We start from the raw sequence: 15,524 nt of genomic DNA on the forward strand, positions 1-15,524 counted from the left end.
GAGCAAGCGAATGCGATAGGGCGACTCCGCCCCTTCTTCACCCCTCGGACCAGGGTCACTTCCGTGTACCCCCTTTCGGTCCGGGGCTTTCCCGTACCCCTCCGGTCGGCCGCCGAGCCGTACCCGCGTACGGGCACACCGAAGCCATTCAGCCCTGCCTGCCGGGAGATACCGCCATGTCCGCATCCCTTAACACCGCCACCCCCGCCGTTGCCGCCGTCGCCACTGAGGGCCCCGCCTGTGCCGAGCCGCTGCCGGTGCTCGGCCGGGACGTCACCGTCCCGCTCGTCACCGGCGGCGAGGTCACCTACGCCGCCCTCGACTACGCGGCCAGCGCCCCCGCGCTCCAGCGGGTCTGGGACGACGTCGCCGCGTACGCCCCGTACTACGGCAGCGTCCACCGCGGCGCCGGCTACCTCTCGCAGCTGTCCACCGACCTCTTCGAGCAGAGCCGGGTCACGGTCGCCGAGTTCCTCGACTGCCGCCCCGCCGACCAGGTGGTCTTCACCCGGTCCACCACCGACTCCCTCAACCTGCTCGCCGCCGTGCTCCCCGGCGGCTGCCAGGTCTTCGTCTTCGAGACCGAGCACCACGCCTCGCTGCTGCCGTGGACGGACGCGCAGGTCACCTACCTCAACGCCCCCCGCACCCCGGGCGAGGCCGTCGCCACCCTGGAGCGGGCCCTGGCCGACCGGGACCCTTACGGCCCGGCGCTGGTCTGCGTCACCGGCGCCTCCAACGTCACCGGTGAGCTGTGGCCGGTCAAGGAACTCGCCGCCGCCGCGCACGCCCACGGCGCGCGGATCGTCCTGGACGCCGCCCAGCTCGCCCCCCACCACCCCGTCTCCGTACGGGAGCTGGACGTGGACTGGGTCGCCTTCTCCGGGCACAAGCTGTACGCCCCCTTCGGCTCGGGCGTGCTCGCCGGCCGCGCCGACTGGCTCCAGGAGGCCGAGCCCTACCTCGCCGGTGGCGGTGCCTCCCGCAAGGTCGCCCGCCGCGAGGACGGCGGAGTGGACGTGGAGTGGCACACCACCGCCGCCCGCCACGAGGCCGGCTCCCCGAACGTCATCGGCGTCTACTCCATCGCCTCCGCGTGCCGCGCGCTGGCGGAGGCCGGCTTCGAGGGCCTGGTCGCCCGGGAGCGCCACCTCATCGCCAAGGTCCGCGAGGGCCTGGCCGAGGTCCCGGCCGTCAGGGTGCTGTCCCTCTTCGGGGACGACGCCCCGCGCGTCGGCGTCATCTCGTTCGTGGTCGACGGCTGGAACAGCTCGCACTTCGCGGCGGCGCTGTCCGCCGAGTACGGGATCGGCGTGCGCGACGGCCTCTTCTGCGCCCACCCGCTCGTACGGACCCTGCTGGGCAGCGAGCCGCAGGCCCAGGGCGAATGCGGAGCCCCCGAGGCGGCCCCGGGGGAGCGGTCGCTGAACGCGATCCGCGTCAGCTTCGGGGCGGGGACGCCGGACGAGCACGTGGAGCGCTTCGTCCGCGCGGTGAAGGAACTCGTCGCGGACGGCGCGAAGTGGCAGTACCGCACCGAGGAAGGGCGCTGCGTACCGGCGGTGTAGCGGCTCAGGCGTCGAGGCCGATGGCGAAGGCCGCTTCCAGGTCGTGCTGGGAGTACGTACGGAACGCCACGTGGGTGTCCGTCGCCTCGACGCCCGGGATCTTGCTGATGCGGCCCGGGATGATGTCCGCGAGGTTCTCGTGGCGGGCCACGCGCACCAGGGCGATCAGGTCGTACGTGCCGGTGACGGAGTAGACCTCGCTGACGCTGTCCAGCTGCGCGATGGCCTCGGCGATCTCGGGGATGCGGTCCACGCTGGTCTTGATGAGCACGATCGCGGTGATCACGGTTGGTTGTCTCCCTCGCCGGCAGGCAGTCAGTCAGTCAGTCAGTCACTGGTCTCCTCACTCTAAGACTTGATCCGCAATTCACCAGAGGGTGAGTTGTGGGTTGCGGCCGGGGCGGTGTCCGGGCTTTCCGGCGTGGTCACGCACGTGGCGTGGCTCATCCGGGGTTGCTCGGGACCGCCGTCCGGCGGTTCGGGGAGCAGAGGTTCCACGGCGTTGCCGTGGGACTGCCGCATGACCAGCACCGCGAACGGTGGTCTGGCTCGGTGCGGTTGACTCCCGCAGGGCTTCTTCCAGCCCTTGTGTGAAGGTGATCTGGGCGTGCCGGGACGCGGTGGTGTCCAGGTACGCGCTTTTGGGGTCGTCCACGTACGCATCGATCTTGGCGCGGGCATCACGCTGGACGGCCCGCTTGATGCTCCACATTGCTCCGAACAGCTTCTCCAGCTGGGCCAGGTCGGCGGGGTCTGTGACGGCCAGCGGCAACACCATCACCGACACCCGCCCGTCCTCAGGCTTCTTCCACTTCGGGGCCTTGTTCTTCCCCCGTAGCTTCCGCTGCGTCTGGGCAGCCTGCACGTCCATCACCCCCCGTCACCGACCAGTCGCCCTACGGCACACTAGGCGAGCAGTTCGCCCAATGGATGGTGTTTATAGCCATCACCTCGACTATCCCTGAATTGCGGAACACCTCCTACGGCGGTAGCGCACCCAGGCGTAGAGGAAGCCGAGCGAGAAGCCCACCACGTGGGCCAGGTAGGCGACTCCGGGCCCGCTCCCCGCGCGGTGCGCGGCCAGCCACTGGAGGCCGAACCAGAACATCAGCACGATCCACGCCGGGAAGCGCAGCGGCAGGAAGAGCAGGAACGGGAACAGGCTCGTCACCCGGGCCCGCGGGAAGAGGCACAGGAAGGCCCCGAGGGCCGCCGAGATCGCCCCCGACGCCCCGACCAGGGTCTGGTCCGAGGCCGCGTTGGCCGCCGCGTAGGCCGCCAGCGCGAGGTATCCCGTACAGACGTAGAAGACGAGGAACGGCGCCCGGCCCATCCGCTCCTCCGTCATCGCGCCGAAGACGTAGAGGAACAGCAGGTTCCCGAGCAGGTGCAGCCAGCTGCCGTGGACGAACAGCGCCGTGAGCGGGGTCAGCAGCGGGCGCACCGCACCCGAGAACAGTTCGTCCGGGACCACGCCCCAGTGCCGGAAGTACGCCGTCCCCGTCCGCGTCAGCCGGTCGCCCGTCCCGAAGGCCGGGTTCAGGCCAGATGCCGGGCCCAGGAAGAACACCACGCAGCAGGCGGCGATCAGCGCGTACGTGACCACGGGGCCCCGGGCGGCCTCGCACAGGGTCCGCCACTTTACGATCATGCGACAGAGCATGACGCAGGCGGACCCCCCTGAGGGTGGTGCCAGGCCGTAGGGTTACGTGCTGCGGTCCGCCGACCGCCGCGTAGGGCTTTAATTGAATGAGCTACGAAGGAGAGAGCGGCCTGATGACGGTTCCCCTGCCGACCGACACCACCCGGTGGCGCTGCACCCTGTGCGGCAACCTCACGCGGTTCGATGTCACCCGATCGTCGAAGGTCGTGGAGTACGTCCACCTCGATCTCGCCGGGGAGCCCAAGGTCGAGGAGCGCGAGGTGGTCAGTGAGACCATCGAGTCGGTCCGCTGTCGGTGGTGCAACGCGGTGGACCAGATCGAGCTCGTGGACAGGCCGGGCGCGGACTCCTGAGGGAGCCGGGCCCACAGTAGATCACGGTAGGGGTGACGGATTGTGGAGCCAGCAAGCGGCGCGAGGCCGGCCGACGCGGCCGGCGACGCCGCGGAGGTCCTCGACCGCCCGCTGCCGGAAGGCGTGCGGCGCCGGGTCGTCGCGATCGTCTCGGACGCCTTCGGCGGTCTGACGGTCGCGGACCTACCGGCGCAGCTGCGCCAGTACGCCCGTTTCACCCCGACCCGGCGCGCCAAGTTCGCCGGCAACGCCATGGCCGCCGCCGTGGAGACCGACGGGGTCTTCCGCAGCCGCATCGCGGAGAAGCTGCGCGAGGCGCAGCCGGAGCTGACCGGAGCCCTGGAGTCCGGGGCCCCGCCCGCCGCCGCGGACCCGCTGGACGTGGCGGCCGCCGCGTACGTGCTGCGCCCGGCCGGCTGGGTCAAGCTGGTGGCGGCGGCGGGCGAGGAGGCGCAGCGCGCCGACGCCGAGCGGGTCGGCGACGAGACCCGCCGAGAGCTGGAACGGCTGCGCGAGGAGCTGGCCCAGCTCAAGGACGCCCAGCGCACCGGCGGTGAGCAGGTACGGGCCGAACTGGACGCGGCGCGCAAGGAAGCGGAATCGCTTCAGCGCAAGCTGCGCAGCGCCCTGAGCGACGTCAAGCGGGGCGAGGCGGCCCTGCGCAAGCTGGGCGCCGAGATCGACGGGATCCGCGGTGAGGCGGCCGCGCAGGTGGCCGCCGCCGAGAGCGAGTCCCGGCGGCTGAAGTCCCGCCTCGCGGAGGTGGAGTCGGCGCTGGAGACCTCGCGCCGGGCCACCCGCGAGGGGCGCAGCATCGAGGACATGCGGCTGCGGCTGCTGCTGGACACCGTGCTGGACGCGGCGGCGGGGCTGCGCCGCGAGCTGGCGCTGCCGCCCGTCTCCACGCGGCCGGCCGACACCGTGGACGCGGTGGAGCCGGGCCGGATGACCCCCAAGGACATCGCGGCGCGGGCGCTGTCGGAGACCGATCCGGCGCTGCTGGACCAGCTGTTGGCGCTTCCCCAGGCCCATCTGGTGGTCGACGGCTACAACGTGACGAAGACCGGCTATCCGACGATGCCGCTGGAGAAGCAGCGGCTGCGGCTGCTGGGCGGGCTGTCGATGCTGGCCGCGCAGACGGGTGCGGAGATGACCTGTGTCTTCGACGGGGCGGAGCTGGCGGCGCCCGTGCTGCTCGCGCCGCCGCGCGGGGTGCGGGTGCTGTTCTCCAAGGCCGGGGTGACGGCGGACGAGTTGATCCGCCAGCTGGTGCGGGCCGAGCCGCCCGGCCGGCCGGTGGTCGTGGTCTCCACCGACCGTGAGGTGGCCGACGGGGTGGCGAAGGCGGGAGCCCGGCCGGTGACGTCCGCTTTGCTGCTGAAGCGGCTTTCGCGCGTTTCGTAACTGCTGGGCGTGATGCCGGGATTGACGGTGCAAGCGGAAGACGTACCGTCAGTCCCTCGGTACGCAGCGTGGGCCCTGGGTAAAGGAAGCGGAATGCCCGCGGGTTTTTGCCGCCGGGGGTTTGAAGTGATCAGCGGCGTGTCACTAAGGTCTGCTCAAACCTTCGTGCGGTAGTTCACCCATTCGGGTGCGGGCGGAGGTGCCGCCGAGTGTGTGCCCCTGTCCGTTTTCGGCGGCTCTAGGAAGAAGGAGCTCGCCCCCGTGGCGTCCCACCGTCGACCCAAGCAGCCGACCCGCACGCGCGTGACCGTGCTCACCGCCACCGCCGCCGCGGCGGTCGCCCTCTCCTCCCAGTCGGCCATGGCCGCCCCGGACAAGCCCACCAAGGACGAGGTCAAGACCAAGGTCGACGCCCTCTACGAGGAGGCCGAGCAGGCCACCGAGAAGTTCAACGGGGCCCGGGAGCACCAGGAGAAGCTCGAGAAGGAGATCGCGCAGCTCCAGGACCAGGTCGCCCGCGGCCAGGGCGAGCTCAACGACCTGCGCAACACCCTCGGTTCGATGGCCGCAGCCCAGTACCGCGGCGGCGGAGTCGACCCCTCCGTGGCGCTCCTCCTCTCCGGCGACCCGGAGACCTACCTCGACAAGGCCGCCACGCTCCAGCAGTTGAGCGGAAAGCAGCTCGAGGCGATATCGAAGATCCAGGCCAAGCGGCGCGCCCTCGCGCAGCAGCGCCAGGAGGCCACCGGCAAGCTCGCCGACCTCGACGCCACCCGCAAGGAACTCGGCGAGAAGAAGAAGGCCGCCCAGGACAAGCTCGCCGAGGCCCAGGCCCTCCTCAACACGCTGACCGCGCAGGAGCGCAGCCAGCTCAAGGACGAGGAGGCGAAGGAGAGCAAGGCCGGCCGCGCCGCGAGCGAGAGCGCCGCCCCCGCCGCGAGCGCCTCCGGCCGCGCCGGGGCCGCACTGGCCGCCGCGAAGACCAAGCTCGGCAGCGCGTACATCATGGGCGCCACCGGCCCCAGCGCCTACGACTGCTCCGGGCTGACCCAGTGGGCCTACGGGCAGGCCGGCGTCAGCATCACCCGTACCACCTACACCCAGGCCAACGACGGCACGCGCATCGGACGCAGCCAGCTCCAGCCCGGCGACCTGGTCTTCTTCTACGACGACCTGCACCACGTCGGCCTGTACGCCGGCAACAACATGACCCTGCACGCCTCCAACCCGCGCGGTGGGGTCAAGTACGAGTCGATGGACAACATGCCCTTCCAGTTCGGCGTCCGCGTCTGATCCCCGCGTCCGCCCGGCACGCCGTACACCGCCCATCCGGGCGAATTGCGCGGACCCCCCGCGCCCTCGCGCCCCGCCCATGACCTGCGTCTGAGGCGGGGCGCCCCCCTGTGTGCCCTCCGGCGGCCGTTGGTCGGGGTGTGTCCGCGCGGCTACTGTCTGCCAGCGCGGAACCCCGGTACACGGCCGCCCACGGGGGGCGGACCCGGGCCCCGCGCAGCGGAAGGGAGCGGTTCCACGTGGCGTCCCATCGCCGGACCGGGCTCAGCGGCCTCGACCGGAACACCAAGGTCACCGTTTTCACCGCCGCCGCGGCCAGCGCCGCCGTGGCGATGACCGGCGCACCCGCGCTCGCGTCGCCGGGGCTCCCCCAGGAACCCTCCGGCTCCCGCGCCCAGGTCGACCGGCTCTTCGAAGAGGCCGAACAGGCCACCGAACGGTTCAACGAGGCGGGCGAGAAGGCCGACGCGCTGCGGGCCGAGATCGGCCGGGCCCAGGACGCGGTGGCCCGCGGCCAGGACCGCATCAACACCATGCGCGGGGTCCTCGGCACCTTCGCCGGGGCCCAGTACCGCTCCGGCGGCCTCGACCCCACCGTCGAGCTGATGCTGTCCGACGACCCCGGCGCCTACCTCGACAAGGCCGCCGTCCTGAACCGGCTCAGCGGCCGCCGGACCCAGCAGCTGGGCGAACTCCGCGAGGAGCAGCGGCGCATCGGCCAGCAGCGCCAGGAGGCCTCCCGCAAGCTCGCCGAACTCGAAGCCCTGCGCACGGAGGTCGCCACCCAGAAGCGCTCCGTCACGGCGAAGCTCGCCGCCGCGCGCCGGCTGCTCAACGCCATGCCCACCGAGGAGCGGGCCGACTTCGAGCGGGCCTCCCGCTCCGGCGGCCGCTCCGAGGTGCTGCCCGAGCCGCCCTCCGGCTCCGGCCGGGCCTCGGGCCGCGCCATGGCCGCCGTGATGGCCGCCAGGGCGGCGGTCGGACGGCCGTACGTGTGGGGCTCCACCGGCCCCTCCGGCTTCGACTGCTCCGGGCTGATGGTGTGGTCGTACCGCCAGGCCGGCGTCGCCCTGCCGCGCACCTCGCAGGCCCAGCGGTACGCGGGCCGGCAGGTGCCGCTCTCGCAGGCCCAGCCCGGGGACCTGGTGACGTACCGCTCGGACGCCAGTCACGTCGGCATGTACGTCGGCAACGGCCAGGTGGTGCACGCCCCGTACCCGGGCGCGCGGGTGCGGTACGACCCCGTCGGGATGATGCCGGTGTCCTCGGTGACACGGCCCTGAGGCGGGCCGTGCGTACGATCGGCGGATGATCCCGGTCCGCCGCCGTACCGTCGTACGCCTGCTCGCGCTCGCCCTGTGCCCGCCGGCGGCGGCCGGCTGCGCGGACCCGGCGCCGGGCGGCTCCGCGGACGGGGCGGTCCGGCGGGCCGTGGCCGACTGGTCGGTGGCTCCGCCCGTACGGCTCGCCGGGATCCCCCTGGAAGGCTGGTCCTACGAGGTCACCTCGGTCCGGCGGGACGGAGTACGGGCCCTCGCGCGCGCGGAGCTGCGCTACCGGCTGGCCGGCTACGACAGCGCCCCCGCCGGTTCGGCCCGCGAGGTGGAGCTGGCCCGGGACGGCGCGGGCTGGCGGGTCACCGCCGACCGGCCCGCCCCGGGGGCGGTGGCCCAGCTGTGGGACCAGGGCGAGGTGGCCGTCGTACGGGGCGCCCGCTCCCTCGTCCTCGGCGTCGGCCGTGACCCGCGGGCGCTGTCCGCCCTCGCCGCCGAGGCCGACCGGGCGGTGCCTGCGGTGAGCGCCGCCTGGCCGGGTCCGTGGGCGGGCCGGGTGGTGGTCCTGGCCCCCGGCACGCTGGAGGCGATGGCCGCGCTGCTGGGGCGGCCGGCCGACACCTACCGGGGCCTGGGAGCCGTCACCACCGGCGCCACCGGGGGCGGGCCGGCCCCGGCCGACCGGGTCGTGGTCAACCCGGAGGGGTACCAGGAGCTTTCGGAGGCCGGGCGGCGGATCGTCCTGACCCACGAGGTCACCCACGTCGCGACCCGGGCCGCCACCTCGGCCGGGACCCCGCAGTGGCTGTCCGAGGGCTTCGCGGACTGGGCGGCGTACCGGGGGACCCCCACCACCCCGGCCGAGGGCGCGCCCGAACTGGCGCGCGCCGTGCGGCGGGGCGAAGTGCCGGGCGCGCTCCCGGCCGACGAGGCCTTCGCCTTCGGCGGCGACCCGCAGGCGGTGGCCCGGGCGTACGGGGGCGCCTGGCTGGCCTGCCGCCTCATCGCCGGCCGCTGGGGCGAGCCGGCCCTGGCCCGCCTCTACGAGCTGGCGGCCCGCGAACCCCTCCCGGCCGCACTGGACGAGGCCCTGGGCACGAACCTGCCCGACCTGACGCACGCCTGGCAGCAGGCGCTGCGGGAAGAGCTCCGGTAGGGGGTGTCTTGTGGGTCAGGCCGGATCAGGGAGCGGCTCCCCCAGCTACCGCTGGGAGGTGCCCCCAGGTGCCGTGCATCGCAAGGCCGAGGAGGGAGGCAATGCGGTGGGGGCACCTCCCAGCGGTAGCTGGGGGACATTGTCGACCGACGAGAACGCGGCGAGGTGCGGTGCCAGGCGTCGCGAGCCCGGCCTGACCCACAAGACACCCCCCTGGTGTCGGGTACGTTGGCGGGGATGCACAAGACGCTGATCGTGACCAACGACTTCCCGCCGCGCCCGGGCGGCATCCAGGCCTTCCTGCACAACATGGCGCTGCGGCTGGACCCCGAGCGGGTCGTCGTCTACGCCTCCACCTGGAAGCACGGCGCGGAGGGCCGCGAGGCCACCGCGGCCTTCGACGCGGAGCAGCCGTTCCCGGTGGTGCGCGACCGCACGACGATGCTGCTGCCGACACCCCGGGTGACGCGGCGGGCGGTGTCCCTGCTGCGCGAACACGGCTGCGAGTCGGTGTGGTTCGGGGCGGCGGCCCCGCTCGGGCTGATGGGCCCGGCGCTGCGGCGGGCGGGGGCGCGGCGGATCGTCGCGACCACGCACGGGCACGAGGCCGGCTGGGCGCAACTGCCCGCCGCGCGGCAGCTGCTGCGTCGGATCGGCGAGGGCACGGACACGCTGACCTACCTCGGGGAGTACACGCGCTCGCGGATCGCCTCGGCGGTGACGCCGGCGGCGGCGGCGCGGATGGTCCAGCTCCCGCCGGGGGTGGACGAGAAGACCTTCCACCCCGGGTCGGGGGGCGCCGAGGTCCGGGCCCGCCTCGGCCTGACCGGGCGGCCGGTGGTGGTCTGCGTCTCGCGGCTGGTGCCGCGCAAGGGGCAGGACACCCTGATCGAGGCGATGCCGCGGATCCTGGCGGCGGTGCCGGACGCGGTGCTGCTGATCGTGGGCGGCGGGCCGTACGAGGCGGACCTGCGCGCGCTGGCCGCCTCGGCCGGGGTCGCGGACTCCGTGGTCTTCACGGGCGCGGTCCCGTGGGAGGAACTCCCGGCCCACTACGGCGCGGGCGACGTCTTCGCGATGCCGTGCCGGACCCGGCGGGGCGGGCTGGACGTCGAGGGGCTCGGGATCGTGTACCTGGAGGCCTCGGCGACGGGCCTGCCGGTGGTCGCGGGCGACTCGGGCGGGGCGCCGGACGCGGTGCTGGACGGGGAGACCGGCTGGGTGGTCCGGGGCGGCGCCCCCGAGGACGCGGCCGACCGCGTCGTGGCGCTGCTCCAGGACCCGGAACTGCGCGACCGCATGGGCGCCGCCGGGCGCGCCTGGGTCGAGGAGAAGTGGCGCTGGGACCTCCTGGCCGCCCGCCTGCGCGCGCTGCTGTAGCCGCTGCGCGGGCCACTCCCCGCCCCGCCCTTCGCCCGTTCCCCGGGGCGCTGCCCCGGACCCCGCGCCTCAAACGCCGGCGAGGCTGGATTTCCGCCTGGCGTGGTCTGGAGTGCGCGCAGCGCACTTCCAGCCCCGCCGGCGCTTGAGGCGCGGGTCCGGGCAGAGCCCGGGGAACGGTGGAAGGGCGGGGAGGGGCCAGCCCCGCGCAGCGGCAGCCACGCAAGCGGCACGTGAAGGGGTGGGGGATTATCGTTCACCGCCGGTGATCGCGGGCGTACTCACGTACAACCGGGCGCCCATCGGCACGGAGTGACTACGGTCGAGACATGTCTGACTGTTACTCACATGCATGGCAGTGCGAGTTATGGCCGGTTGAGCGGAATCCGCTCATGATGCGGCCATGACACCGAACCTGACGCGCCGTCAACTCGGCCTCGCCGCCCTCCGTACCGCCGCCGCCCTCGGCATCACCCGCATCGGGCTCTCCTCCGCCGAGGCGGCGGCGCCGGCCGGCACCGCGCAGTACGCGCCCGCCGTCGTCGTCGGGTCCGGCTACGGCTCCGCCGTCGCCGCGCTGCGCCTCGGGCAGGCCGGCGTACGTACCGTCGTCCTCGAGATGGGCCGGCTGTGGGACACCCCCGGCCCCGACGGCAAGGTGTTCCCCTCCACCTCCGCGCCCGACCACCGCTCCATGTGGTTCCGCAACCGCACCGAGGCCCCCCTCGCCCAGTTCCTCTGGCTGGACGTGGTCAACCGCGACATCAGCCCGTACCCCGGCGTCCTCGACCGCGTGAACTACGGGGACATGTCCGTGTACGTGGGGCGGGGGGTGGGCGGCGGCTCCCTCGTCAACGGCGGCATGGCGCCGACCCCCAGACGCTCCTACTTCTCCGAGGTGTTCCCGGGCGTCGACGCCGAGGAGATGTACGGCACCTACTTCCCCCGCGCCCGCGCCATGCTCGGCGTCAACGGCATCGACCCCGACTGGTTCGAGTCCACGGAGTGGTACCGCTTCGCCCGGACCTCCCGCAAACACGCCCACAACACCGGCCTGAAGACCACCTTCGTGCCCAACGTCTACGACTTCGAGTACATGAAGCGCGAGGCCGCCGGCACCGCCACCCGCTCCGCGCTCGCGGGCGAGGTCATCTACGGCAACAACCACGGCAAGAAGAGCGTCGACAAGACCTACCTCGCCGCCGCCCTCGGCACCGGAAACGTCACCATCGAGACCATGCAGCGCGTGGTCGGCGTACGCCAGGACCCGGCCGGAGGCTACGTCCTCACCGTACGCACCAGCGACCTCACCGGCCGCGTCACCCAGGTCCGCGAACTCGGCTGCGAGCAGCTCTTCCTGGGGGCGGGCAGCCTCGGCACCACCGAGATCCTGCTGCGCGCCCGCGAGACCGGCACGCTGCCCGCGCTCAGCGAGAAGGTCGGGCTCGGCTGGGGCCACAACGGCAACGTCATGACCGCCCGCGCCAACCACCTCTGGGACACGGTCGGCTGCAACCAGGCCACCATGCCCGCCCTGGGCATCGACGACTGGGACAACGCGGCCAACCCCGTCTTCGCGGAGATCGCCCCGCTCCCCATGGGCATCGAGCACTGGATCTCGATGTACCTGGCCATCACCAGGAACCCGGAGCGCGGCAGCTTCAGCTACGACGCCGCGAGCGACTCGGCGCGGCTCAACTGGACCCGGGACCAGAACACCCCGTCGGTCGAGGCGGCGAAGAACCTCTTCGACCGCATCAACCGGCGGAACGTCACCGTCTACCGGCACGACCTCTTCGGCGACAACAAGGCCTTCGCCGACAACTTCACCTACCACCCGCTCGGCGGCTGCGTCCTCGGCGAGGCCACCGACGCCTACGGGCGGGTGAAGGGCTACCAGGGGCTGTACGTGCTCGACGGGTCACTGGTCCCCGGCTCGCTCGGCGTGAACCCGTTCGTGACGATCACGGCACTCGCCGAGCGGAACATGGAGCGGATCCTGGCCCAGCCCTAGGGAGGGCTGTCAGCCCCGGTACAGGGCGTCGATCTCGTCCGCGAAGTCCTTCGCCACCACATTGCGCTTGAGCTTCAGCGACGGCGTGATGTGGCCGGACTCCTCCGTGAACTGGGAGCCCAGGATCCGGAACTTCCGCACCGATTCCGCCTTGGACACCGCCGCGTTGCCGTCGTCGACGGCCTTCTGGACGGCGGCGATCAGCTCCGCGTCCTCGCGCAGCTCCGCCGCCGTCACCCCGGCCGGCTTGCCGTTCTCCGCGGCCCACCGGCCGAGGAACTCCTCGTCGACGGTGACCAGCGCGGCCACGAACGGCCGCCCGTCGCCGACCACCATGCACTCCGCGACCAGCGCGTGCGCCCGGATCCGGTCCTCGATCACCGCGGGGGCGACGTTCTTGCCGCCCGCCGTGACGATGAGTTCCTTCTTGCGGCCGGTGATCTTGAGGTAGCCGTCCTCGTCGAGGGTGCCGACGTCGCCGGTGTGGAACCAGCCGTCGGTCATGGCCTCGGCCGTCGCGGCCTCGTTCTTCCAGTACTCCTTGAAGACGTGCTCGCCGTGCACCAGCACCTCGCCGTCGTCCGCGATGCGCACCACGGAGCCGGGCAGCGGCTGGCCGACCGTACCGATCTTCTGCTTGTCCCAGGGGAGGAAGGCGGTGGCCGCGCAGGTCTCCGTCAGGCCGTAGCCCTCCAGCACCGTGAAGCCGATGCCGCGGAAGAAGTGGCCGAGCCGCTCGCCCAGCGGGGCGCCGCCGGAGATCGCGTACTCGCCGCGCCCGCCGAGGACCGCGTGCAGCTTGGAGTAGACCAGCTTGGTGAACAGCTTGTGCTTGAGCTTCAGGCCGAAGGACGGGCCCGAGGGCGTGTCCAGCGCGCGGCTGTACGCGATCGCCGTCTCGGCGGCCGCGTCGAAGATCTTGCCCTTGCCGTCGGCCTGGGCCTTGGCCCGGGCCGAGTTGTAGACCTTCTCGAAGACGCGCGGCACGCCGAGGATCAGCGTGGGCTTGAAGGACTGCAGCTCGTCGGTGAGGTTCTTGATGTCCGGTACGCAGCCCAGCCGGATCGGCGCCAGCACGGCGGCCACCTCCACCAGGCGGCCGAAGACGTGCGCGGCCGGGAGGAAGAGCAGGACGGAGCACTCGCCGGTGCGGAAGAGCGGGCTGAGGCGCTCCACGACGTTGCCGCACTCGGCGAAGAAGTTGCGGTGGGTCAGCACACAGCCCTTGGGGCGGCCGGTGGTGCCCGAGGTGTAGACGATCGTGGCCGGGTCGTCGGCGACGGCGAGGGCGCTGCGCGCGTCCACCTCGGCGTCGGTGACCTCGGCGCCGGCCGCCTTCAGGGTGGCCAGGGCGTCCTGGTCGATCTCCCAGACCTCGCGCAGCTCCGGCAGCCGGTCGCGCAGGGAGGCCACGGTCGCGCTGTGCGCGGGGCTCTCCGCGATGACCGCGACGGCGCCGGAGTCCCCGAGGATCCACTGGACCTGCTCCGGGGAGCTGGTCTCGTACACGGGGACGGTGACCGCGCCCGCGGTCCAGATCGCGAAGTCGAACAGCACCCACTCGTAGCGGGTACGGGAGATCAGGGCGACCCGGTCGCCGGGCTCGATGCCCGCCGCCATCAGGCCCTTGGCGGCGGCCCGCACCTCGGCGAGGAACTGCGTCGCGGTCACGTCCTGCCACCGGCCGTCGACCTTGCGGCTGATGACGGCGGTGTCGGGATGCTGGGCGGCATTGCGGCGGATGAGATCCGTCAGGTTCCCGTCCGACGGGACCTCGTACAGGGCCGGAAGGCTGAACTCGCGCAAGACTGCTGCTCCTCTGGGCGCCATCGCCACCGTGTGGACCGACCGGACGTTACCCACCGGTAGTGGGTTCCGGATAGAGGGAACCGGCCAGATGTTCCGTGCGTCACATTCTGTACATCGTGATGCGCCGCAAGACCTGCCAATACGCTGCCGACAGTAGTCGACCGTGTTCGCGACTCGGAAGTAACCGCAGGTCCGGCCGCCTACGACCCTCCCTCTACCCTGCCGGACCCGGGCCCCCCTAGGGTGAGCGTCATGGGTGGCAGGAAGAGTCGTACGCGGGTCCACGTCGTCAGCGACGTACACGGCAACACCGAGGCGCTCGCGCGGGCCGGCGACGGCGCCGACGCGCTCGTCTGCCTCGGTGACCTGGTGCTCTTCCTCGACTACGCCGACCACTCGCGCGGCATCTTCCCCGACCTCTTCGGCGTCGAGAACGCCGACCACATCGTCGAACTGCGAACGGCCCGGCGCTTCGCCGAAGCACGCGAATTCGGCCGCAGGCTGTGGGACGGGCTCGACAGGGAGCGGCTGATCGAGGACGCGGTGCGCCGCCAGTACGCGCAGATGTTCGCCGCCTTCCCCAGCCCGACGTACGCGACGTACGGCAACGTCGACATCCCCGGACTGTGGCAGGAGTACGCCGGACCCGGCACCACCGTGCTCGACGGGCAGCGCGTGGAGATCGGCGGCCGGGTCTTCGGCTTCGTCGGCGGCGGCCTGCCGTCGCCGATGCGCACGCCGTACGAGGTCGACGAGGACGAGTACGCCGCGAAGGTGGAGGCCCTGGGCGAGGTGGACGTGCTGTGCTCGCACATCCCGCCGGAGGTCCCCGAGCTCTGCTACGACACGGTCGCGCGCCGCTTCGAGCGGGGGAGCGAGGCCCTGCTGGCCGCGATCCGCCGGACCCGGCCGCGGTACGCGCTCTTCGGGCACGTCCACCAGCCGCTGGCGCGACGGGCCCGGATCGGCGGCACCGAGTGCGTGAACGTCGGGCACTTCGCCGCCACCGGAAGGCCCTGGGCCCTGGAGTGGTGACCTCCACACGCACGGTAGCCTGCACGCGGCGGCGCAGGCCGCACACTTCCTCGAAAACTCTCCCCCAGCCACCGCTGGGAGGTACCCGCACGGAGGAGCGACCGCGATGGCGGAACACACCAGCTCGAGCATCACGATCGAGGCGGCGCCGGCCGACGTCATGGCCGTGATCGCCGACTTCGCCCGCTACCCCGAGTGGACCGGCGAGGTGAAGGAGGCCGAGGTGCTGTCCACCGACGCCGAGGGCCGCGCCGAGAAGGTCCGCCTCCTTCTGGACGCCGGCGCGATCAAGGACGACCACACCCTGGCGTACACCTGGAAGGGCGCGGACGAGGTCAGCTGGACCCTGGACAAGTCCCAGATGCTGCGGCAGCTGGACGGCTCCTACCGGCTGGCCCCCCTGGACGGCGGCCGCACGGAGGTCACCTACCAGCTGACCGTGGACGTCAAGATCCCGATGCTGGGCATGATCAAGCGCAAGGCGGAGAAGGTCATCATCGACCGCGCGCTGGCAGGCCTGAAGAAGCGCGTCGAATCCCGCTAGACGGCCTGGGTCCCATCGGCGCCGGCCCGCG

At 72.5% G+C, this 15,524-nt stretch carries 14 protein-coding genes; 10 read left to right on the forward strand and 4 right to left on the reverse strand.

What is annotated here, in order from left to right:
* Nucleotides 1-176: 176 nt before the first annotated feature.
* Nucleotides 177-1,568, forward strand: a complete 1,392-nt coding sequence (locus tag OOK34_RS20260) for an aminotransferase class V-fold PLP-dependent enzyme (RefSeq protein WP_267035272.1) — start codon at nucleotides 177-179, stop codon at nucleotides 1,566-1,568.
* 4 nt (nucleotides 1,569-1,572) lie between these two features.
* Here OOK34_RS20260 and OOK34_RS20265 read toward each other — a convergent pair whose 3' ends face one another.
* The 3 genes from OOK34_RS20265 to OOK34_RS20275 all read right to left on the reverse strand — a co-directional run bounded on the left by OOK34_RS20265 (nucleotide 1,573) and on the right by OOK34_RS20275 (nucleotide 3,231).
* Nucleotides 1,573-1,854: an Lrp/AsnC family transcriptional regulator gene (locus tag OOK34_RS20265; RefSeq protein ID WP_267035273.1), complete on the reverse strand. Its 282-nt coding sequence runs from the start codon at nucleotides 1,852-1,854 to the stop codon at nucleotides 1,573-1,575.
* 81 nt (nucleotides 1,855-1,935) lie between these two features.
* Entirely contained in the window at nucleotides 1,936-2,439 is a 504-nt protein-coding gene (locus OOK34_RS20270) for a hypothetical protein (protein ID WP_267035274.1), read from the reverse strand.
* 84 nt (nucleotides 2,440-2,523) lie between these two features.
* Nucleotides 2,524-3,231: a rhomboid family intramembrane serine protease gene (locus tag OOK34_RS20275; RefSeq protein WP_267035275.1), complete on the reverse strand. Its 708-nt coding sequence runs from the start codon at nucleotides 3,229-3,231 to the stop codon at nucleotides 2,524-2,526.
* A gap of 113 nt (nucleotides 3,232-3,344) precedes the next feature.
* Here OOK34_RS20275 and OOK34_RS20280 point away from each other — a divergent pair, with 113 nt between their 5' ends.
* The 7 genes from OOK34_RS20280 to OOK34_RS20310 all read left to right on the forward strand — a co-directional run bounded on the left by OOK34_RS20280 (nucleotide 3,345) and on the right by OOK34_RS20310 (nucleotide 12,105).
* Nucleotides 3,345-3,584, forward strand: a complete 240-nt coding sequence (locus tag OOK34_RS20280) for a hypothetical protein (RefSeq protein WP_249771655.1) — start codon at nucleotides 3,345-3,347, stop codon at nucleotides 3,582-3,584.
* A gap of 39 nt (nucleotides 3,585-3,623) precedes the next feature.
* Nucleotides 3,624-4,988, forward strand: a complete 1,365-nt coding sequence (locus OOK34_RS20285) for an NYN domain-containing protein (protein WP_267036832.1) — start codon at nucleotides 3,624-3,626, stop codon at nucleotides 4,986-4,988.
* Nucleotides 4,989-5,249: 261 nt separating this feature from the next.
* A complete protein-coding gene (locus tag OOK34_RS20290; protein ID WP_267035276.1) occupies nucleotides 5,250-6,281 on the forward strand; it encodes a C40 family peptidase in 1,032 nt (343 codons plus the stop codon).
* 239 nt (nucleotides 6,282-6,520) lie between these two features.
* On the forward strand, nucleotides 6,521-7,564 hold the full coding sequence (locus tag OOK34_RS20295; RefSeq protein WP_267035277.1) for an NlpC/P60 family protein: 1,044 nt from the start codon (nucleotides 6,521-6,523) through the stop codon (nucleotides 7,562-7,564).
* A 25-nt stretch (nucleotides 7,565-7,589) separates the two neighbouring features.
* Nucleotides 7,590-8,711 carry a hypothetical protein gene (locus OOK34_RS20300; protein WP_267035278.1) on the forward strand — a complete coding sequence of 374 codons (1,122 nt, stop codon included), beginning with the start codon at nucleotides 7,590-7,592 and terminating at the stop codon, nucleotides 8,709-8,711.
* A gap of 237 nt (nucleotides 8,712-8,948) precedes the next feature.
* Complete coding sequence (locus OOK34_RS20305) at nucleotides 8,949-10,091, forward strand: glycosyltransferase family 4 protein (protein ID WP_267035279.1); 1,143 nt, start codon at nucleotides 8,949-8,951, stop codon at nucleotides 10,089-10,091.
* A 403-nt stretch (nucleotides 10,092-10,494) separates the two neighbouring features.
* Nucleotides 10,495-12,105 carry a GMC oxidoreductase gene (locus OOK34_RS20310; RefSeq protein WP_267035280.1) on the forward strand — a complete coding sequence of 537 codons (1,611 nt, stop codon included), beginning with the start codon at nucleotides 10,495-10,497 and terminating at the stop codon, nucleotides 12,103-12,105.
* Nucleotides 12,106-12,114: 9 nt separating this feature from the next.
* Here the strand turns inward: OOK34_RS20310 and OOK34_RS20315 are convergent, their stop codons facing one another.
* Complete coding sequence (locus OOK34_RS20315) at nucleotides 12,115-13,911, reverse strand: long-chain fatty acid--CoA ligase (protein WP_267035281.1); 1,797 nt, start codon at nucleotides 13,909-13,911, stop codon at nucleotides 12,115-12,117.
* 255 nt (nucleotides 13,912-14,166) lie between these two features.
* On the opposite strand from OOK34_RS20315, the gene OOK34_RS20320 reads away from it, so the two are divergent.
* Nucleotides 14,167-14,949, forward strand: coding sequence for a metallophosphoesterase (locus OOK34_RS20320; protein ID WP_267035282.1), 783 nt, complete (start codon nucleotides 14,167-14,169; stop codon nucleotides 14,947-14,949).
* Nucleotides 14,950-15,055: 106 nt separating this feature from the next.
* Entirely contained in the window at nucleotides 15,056-15,493 is a 438-nt protein-coding gene (locus tag OOK34_RS20325; protein ID WP_267035283.1) for an SRPBCC family protein, read from the forward strand.
* The last annotated feature ends 31 nt before the right edge of the window (nucleotides 15,494-15,524 follow it).

This window comes from Streptomyces sp. NBC_00091 (genome assembly GCF_026343185.1).
Classification (GTDB): domain Bacteria; phylum Actinomycetota; class Actinomycetes; order Streptomycetales; family Streptomycetaceae; genus Streptomyces.

Bases quoted from the DNA above. Each gene is read 5' to 3' on its own strand.
- OOK34_RS20260 (WP_267035272.1), top strand. From the start codon at position 177: ATGTCCGCATCCCTTAACACCGCCACCCCCGCCGTTGCCGCCGTCGCC.
- OOK34_RS20270 (WP_267035274.1), bottom strand. From the start codon at position 2,439: ATGGACGTGCAGGCTGCCCAGACGCAGCGGAAGCTACGGGGGAAGAAC.
- OOK34_RS20275 (WP_267035275.1), bottom strand. From the start codon at position 3,231: ATGCTCTGTCGCATGATCGTAAAGTGGCGGACCCTGTGCGAGGCCGCC.
- OOK34_RS20280 (WP_249771655.1), top strand. From the start codon at position 3,345: ATGACGGTTCCCCTGCCGACCGACACCACCCGGTGGCGCTGCACCCTG.
- OOK34_RS20300 (WP_267035278.1), top strand. From the start codon at position 7,590: ATGATCCCGGTCCGCCGCCGTACCGTCGTACGCCTGCTCGCGCTCGCC.
- OOK34_RS20305 (WP_267035279.1), top strand. From the start codon at position 8,949: ATGCACAAGACGCTGATCGTGACCAACGACTTCCCGCCGCGCCCGGGC.
- OOK34_RS20310 (WP_267035280.1), top strand. From the start codon at position 10,495: ATGACACCGAACCTGACGCGCCGTCAACTCGGCCTCGCCGCCCTCCGT.
- OOK34_RS20320 (WP_267035282.1), top strand. From the start codon at position 14,167: ATGGGTGGCAGGAAGAGTCGTACGCGGGTCCACGTCGTCAGCGACGTA.
- OOK34_RS20325 (WP_267035283.1), top strand. From the start codon at position 15,056: ATGGCGGAACACACCAGCTCGAGCATCACGATCGAGGCGGCGCCGGCC.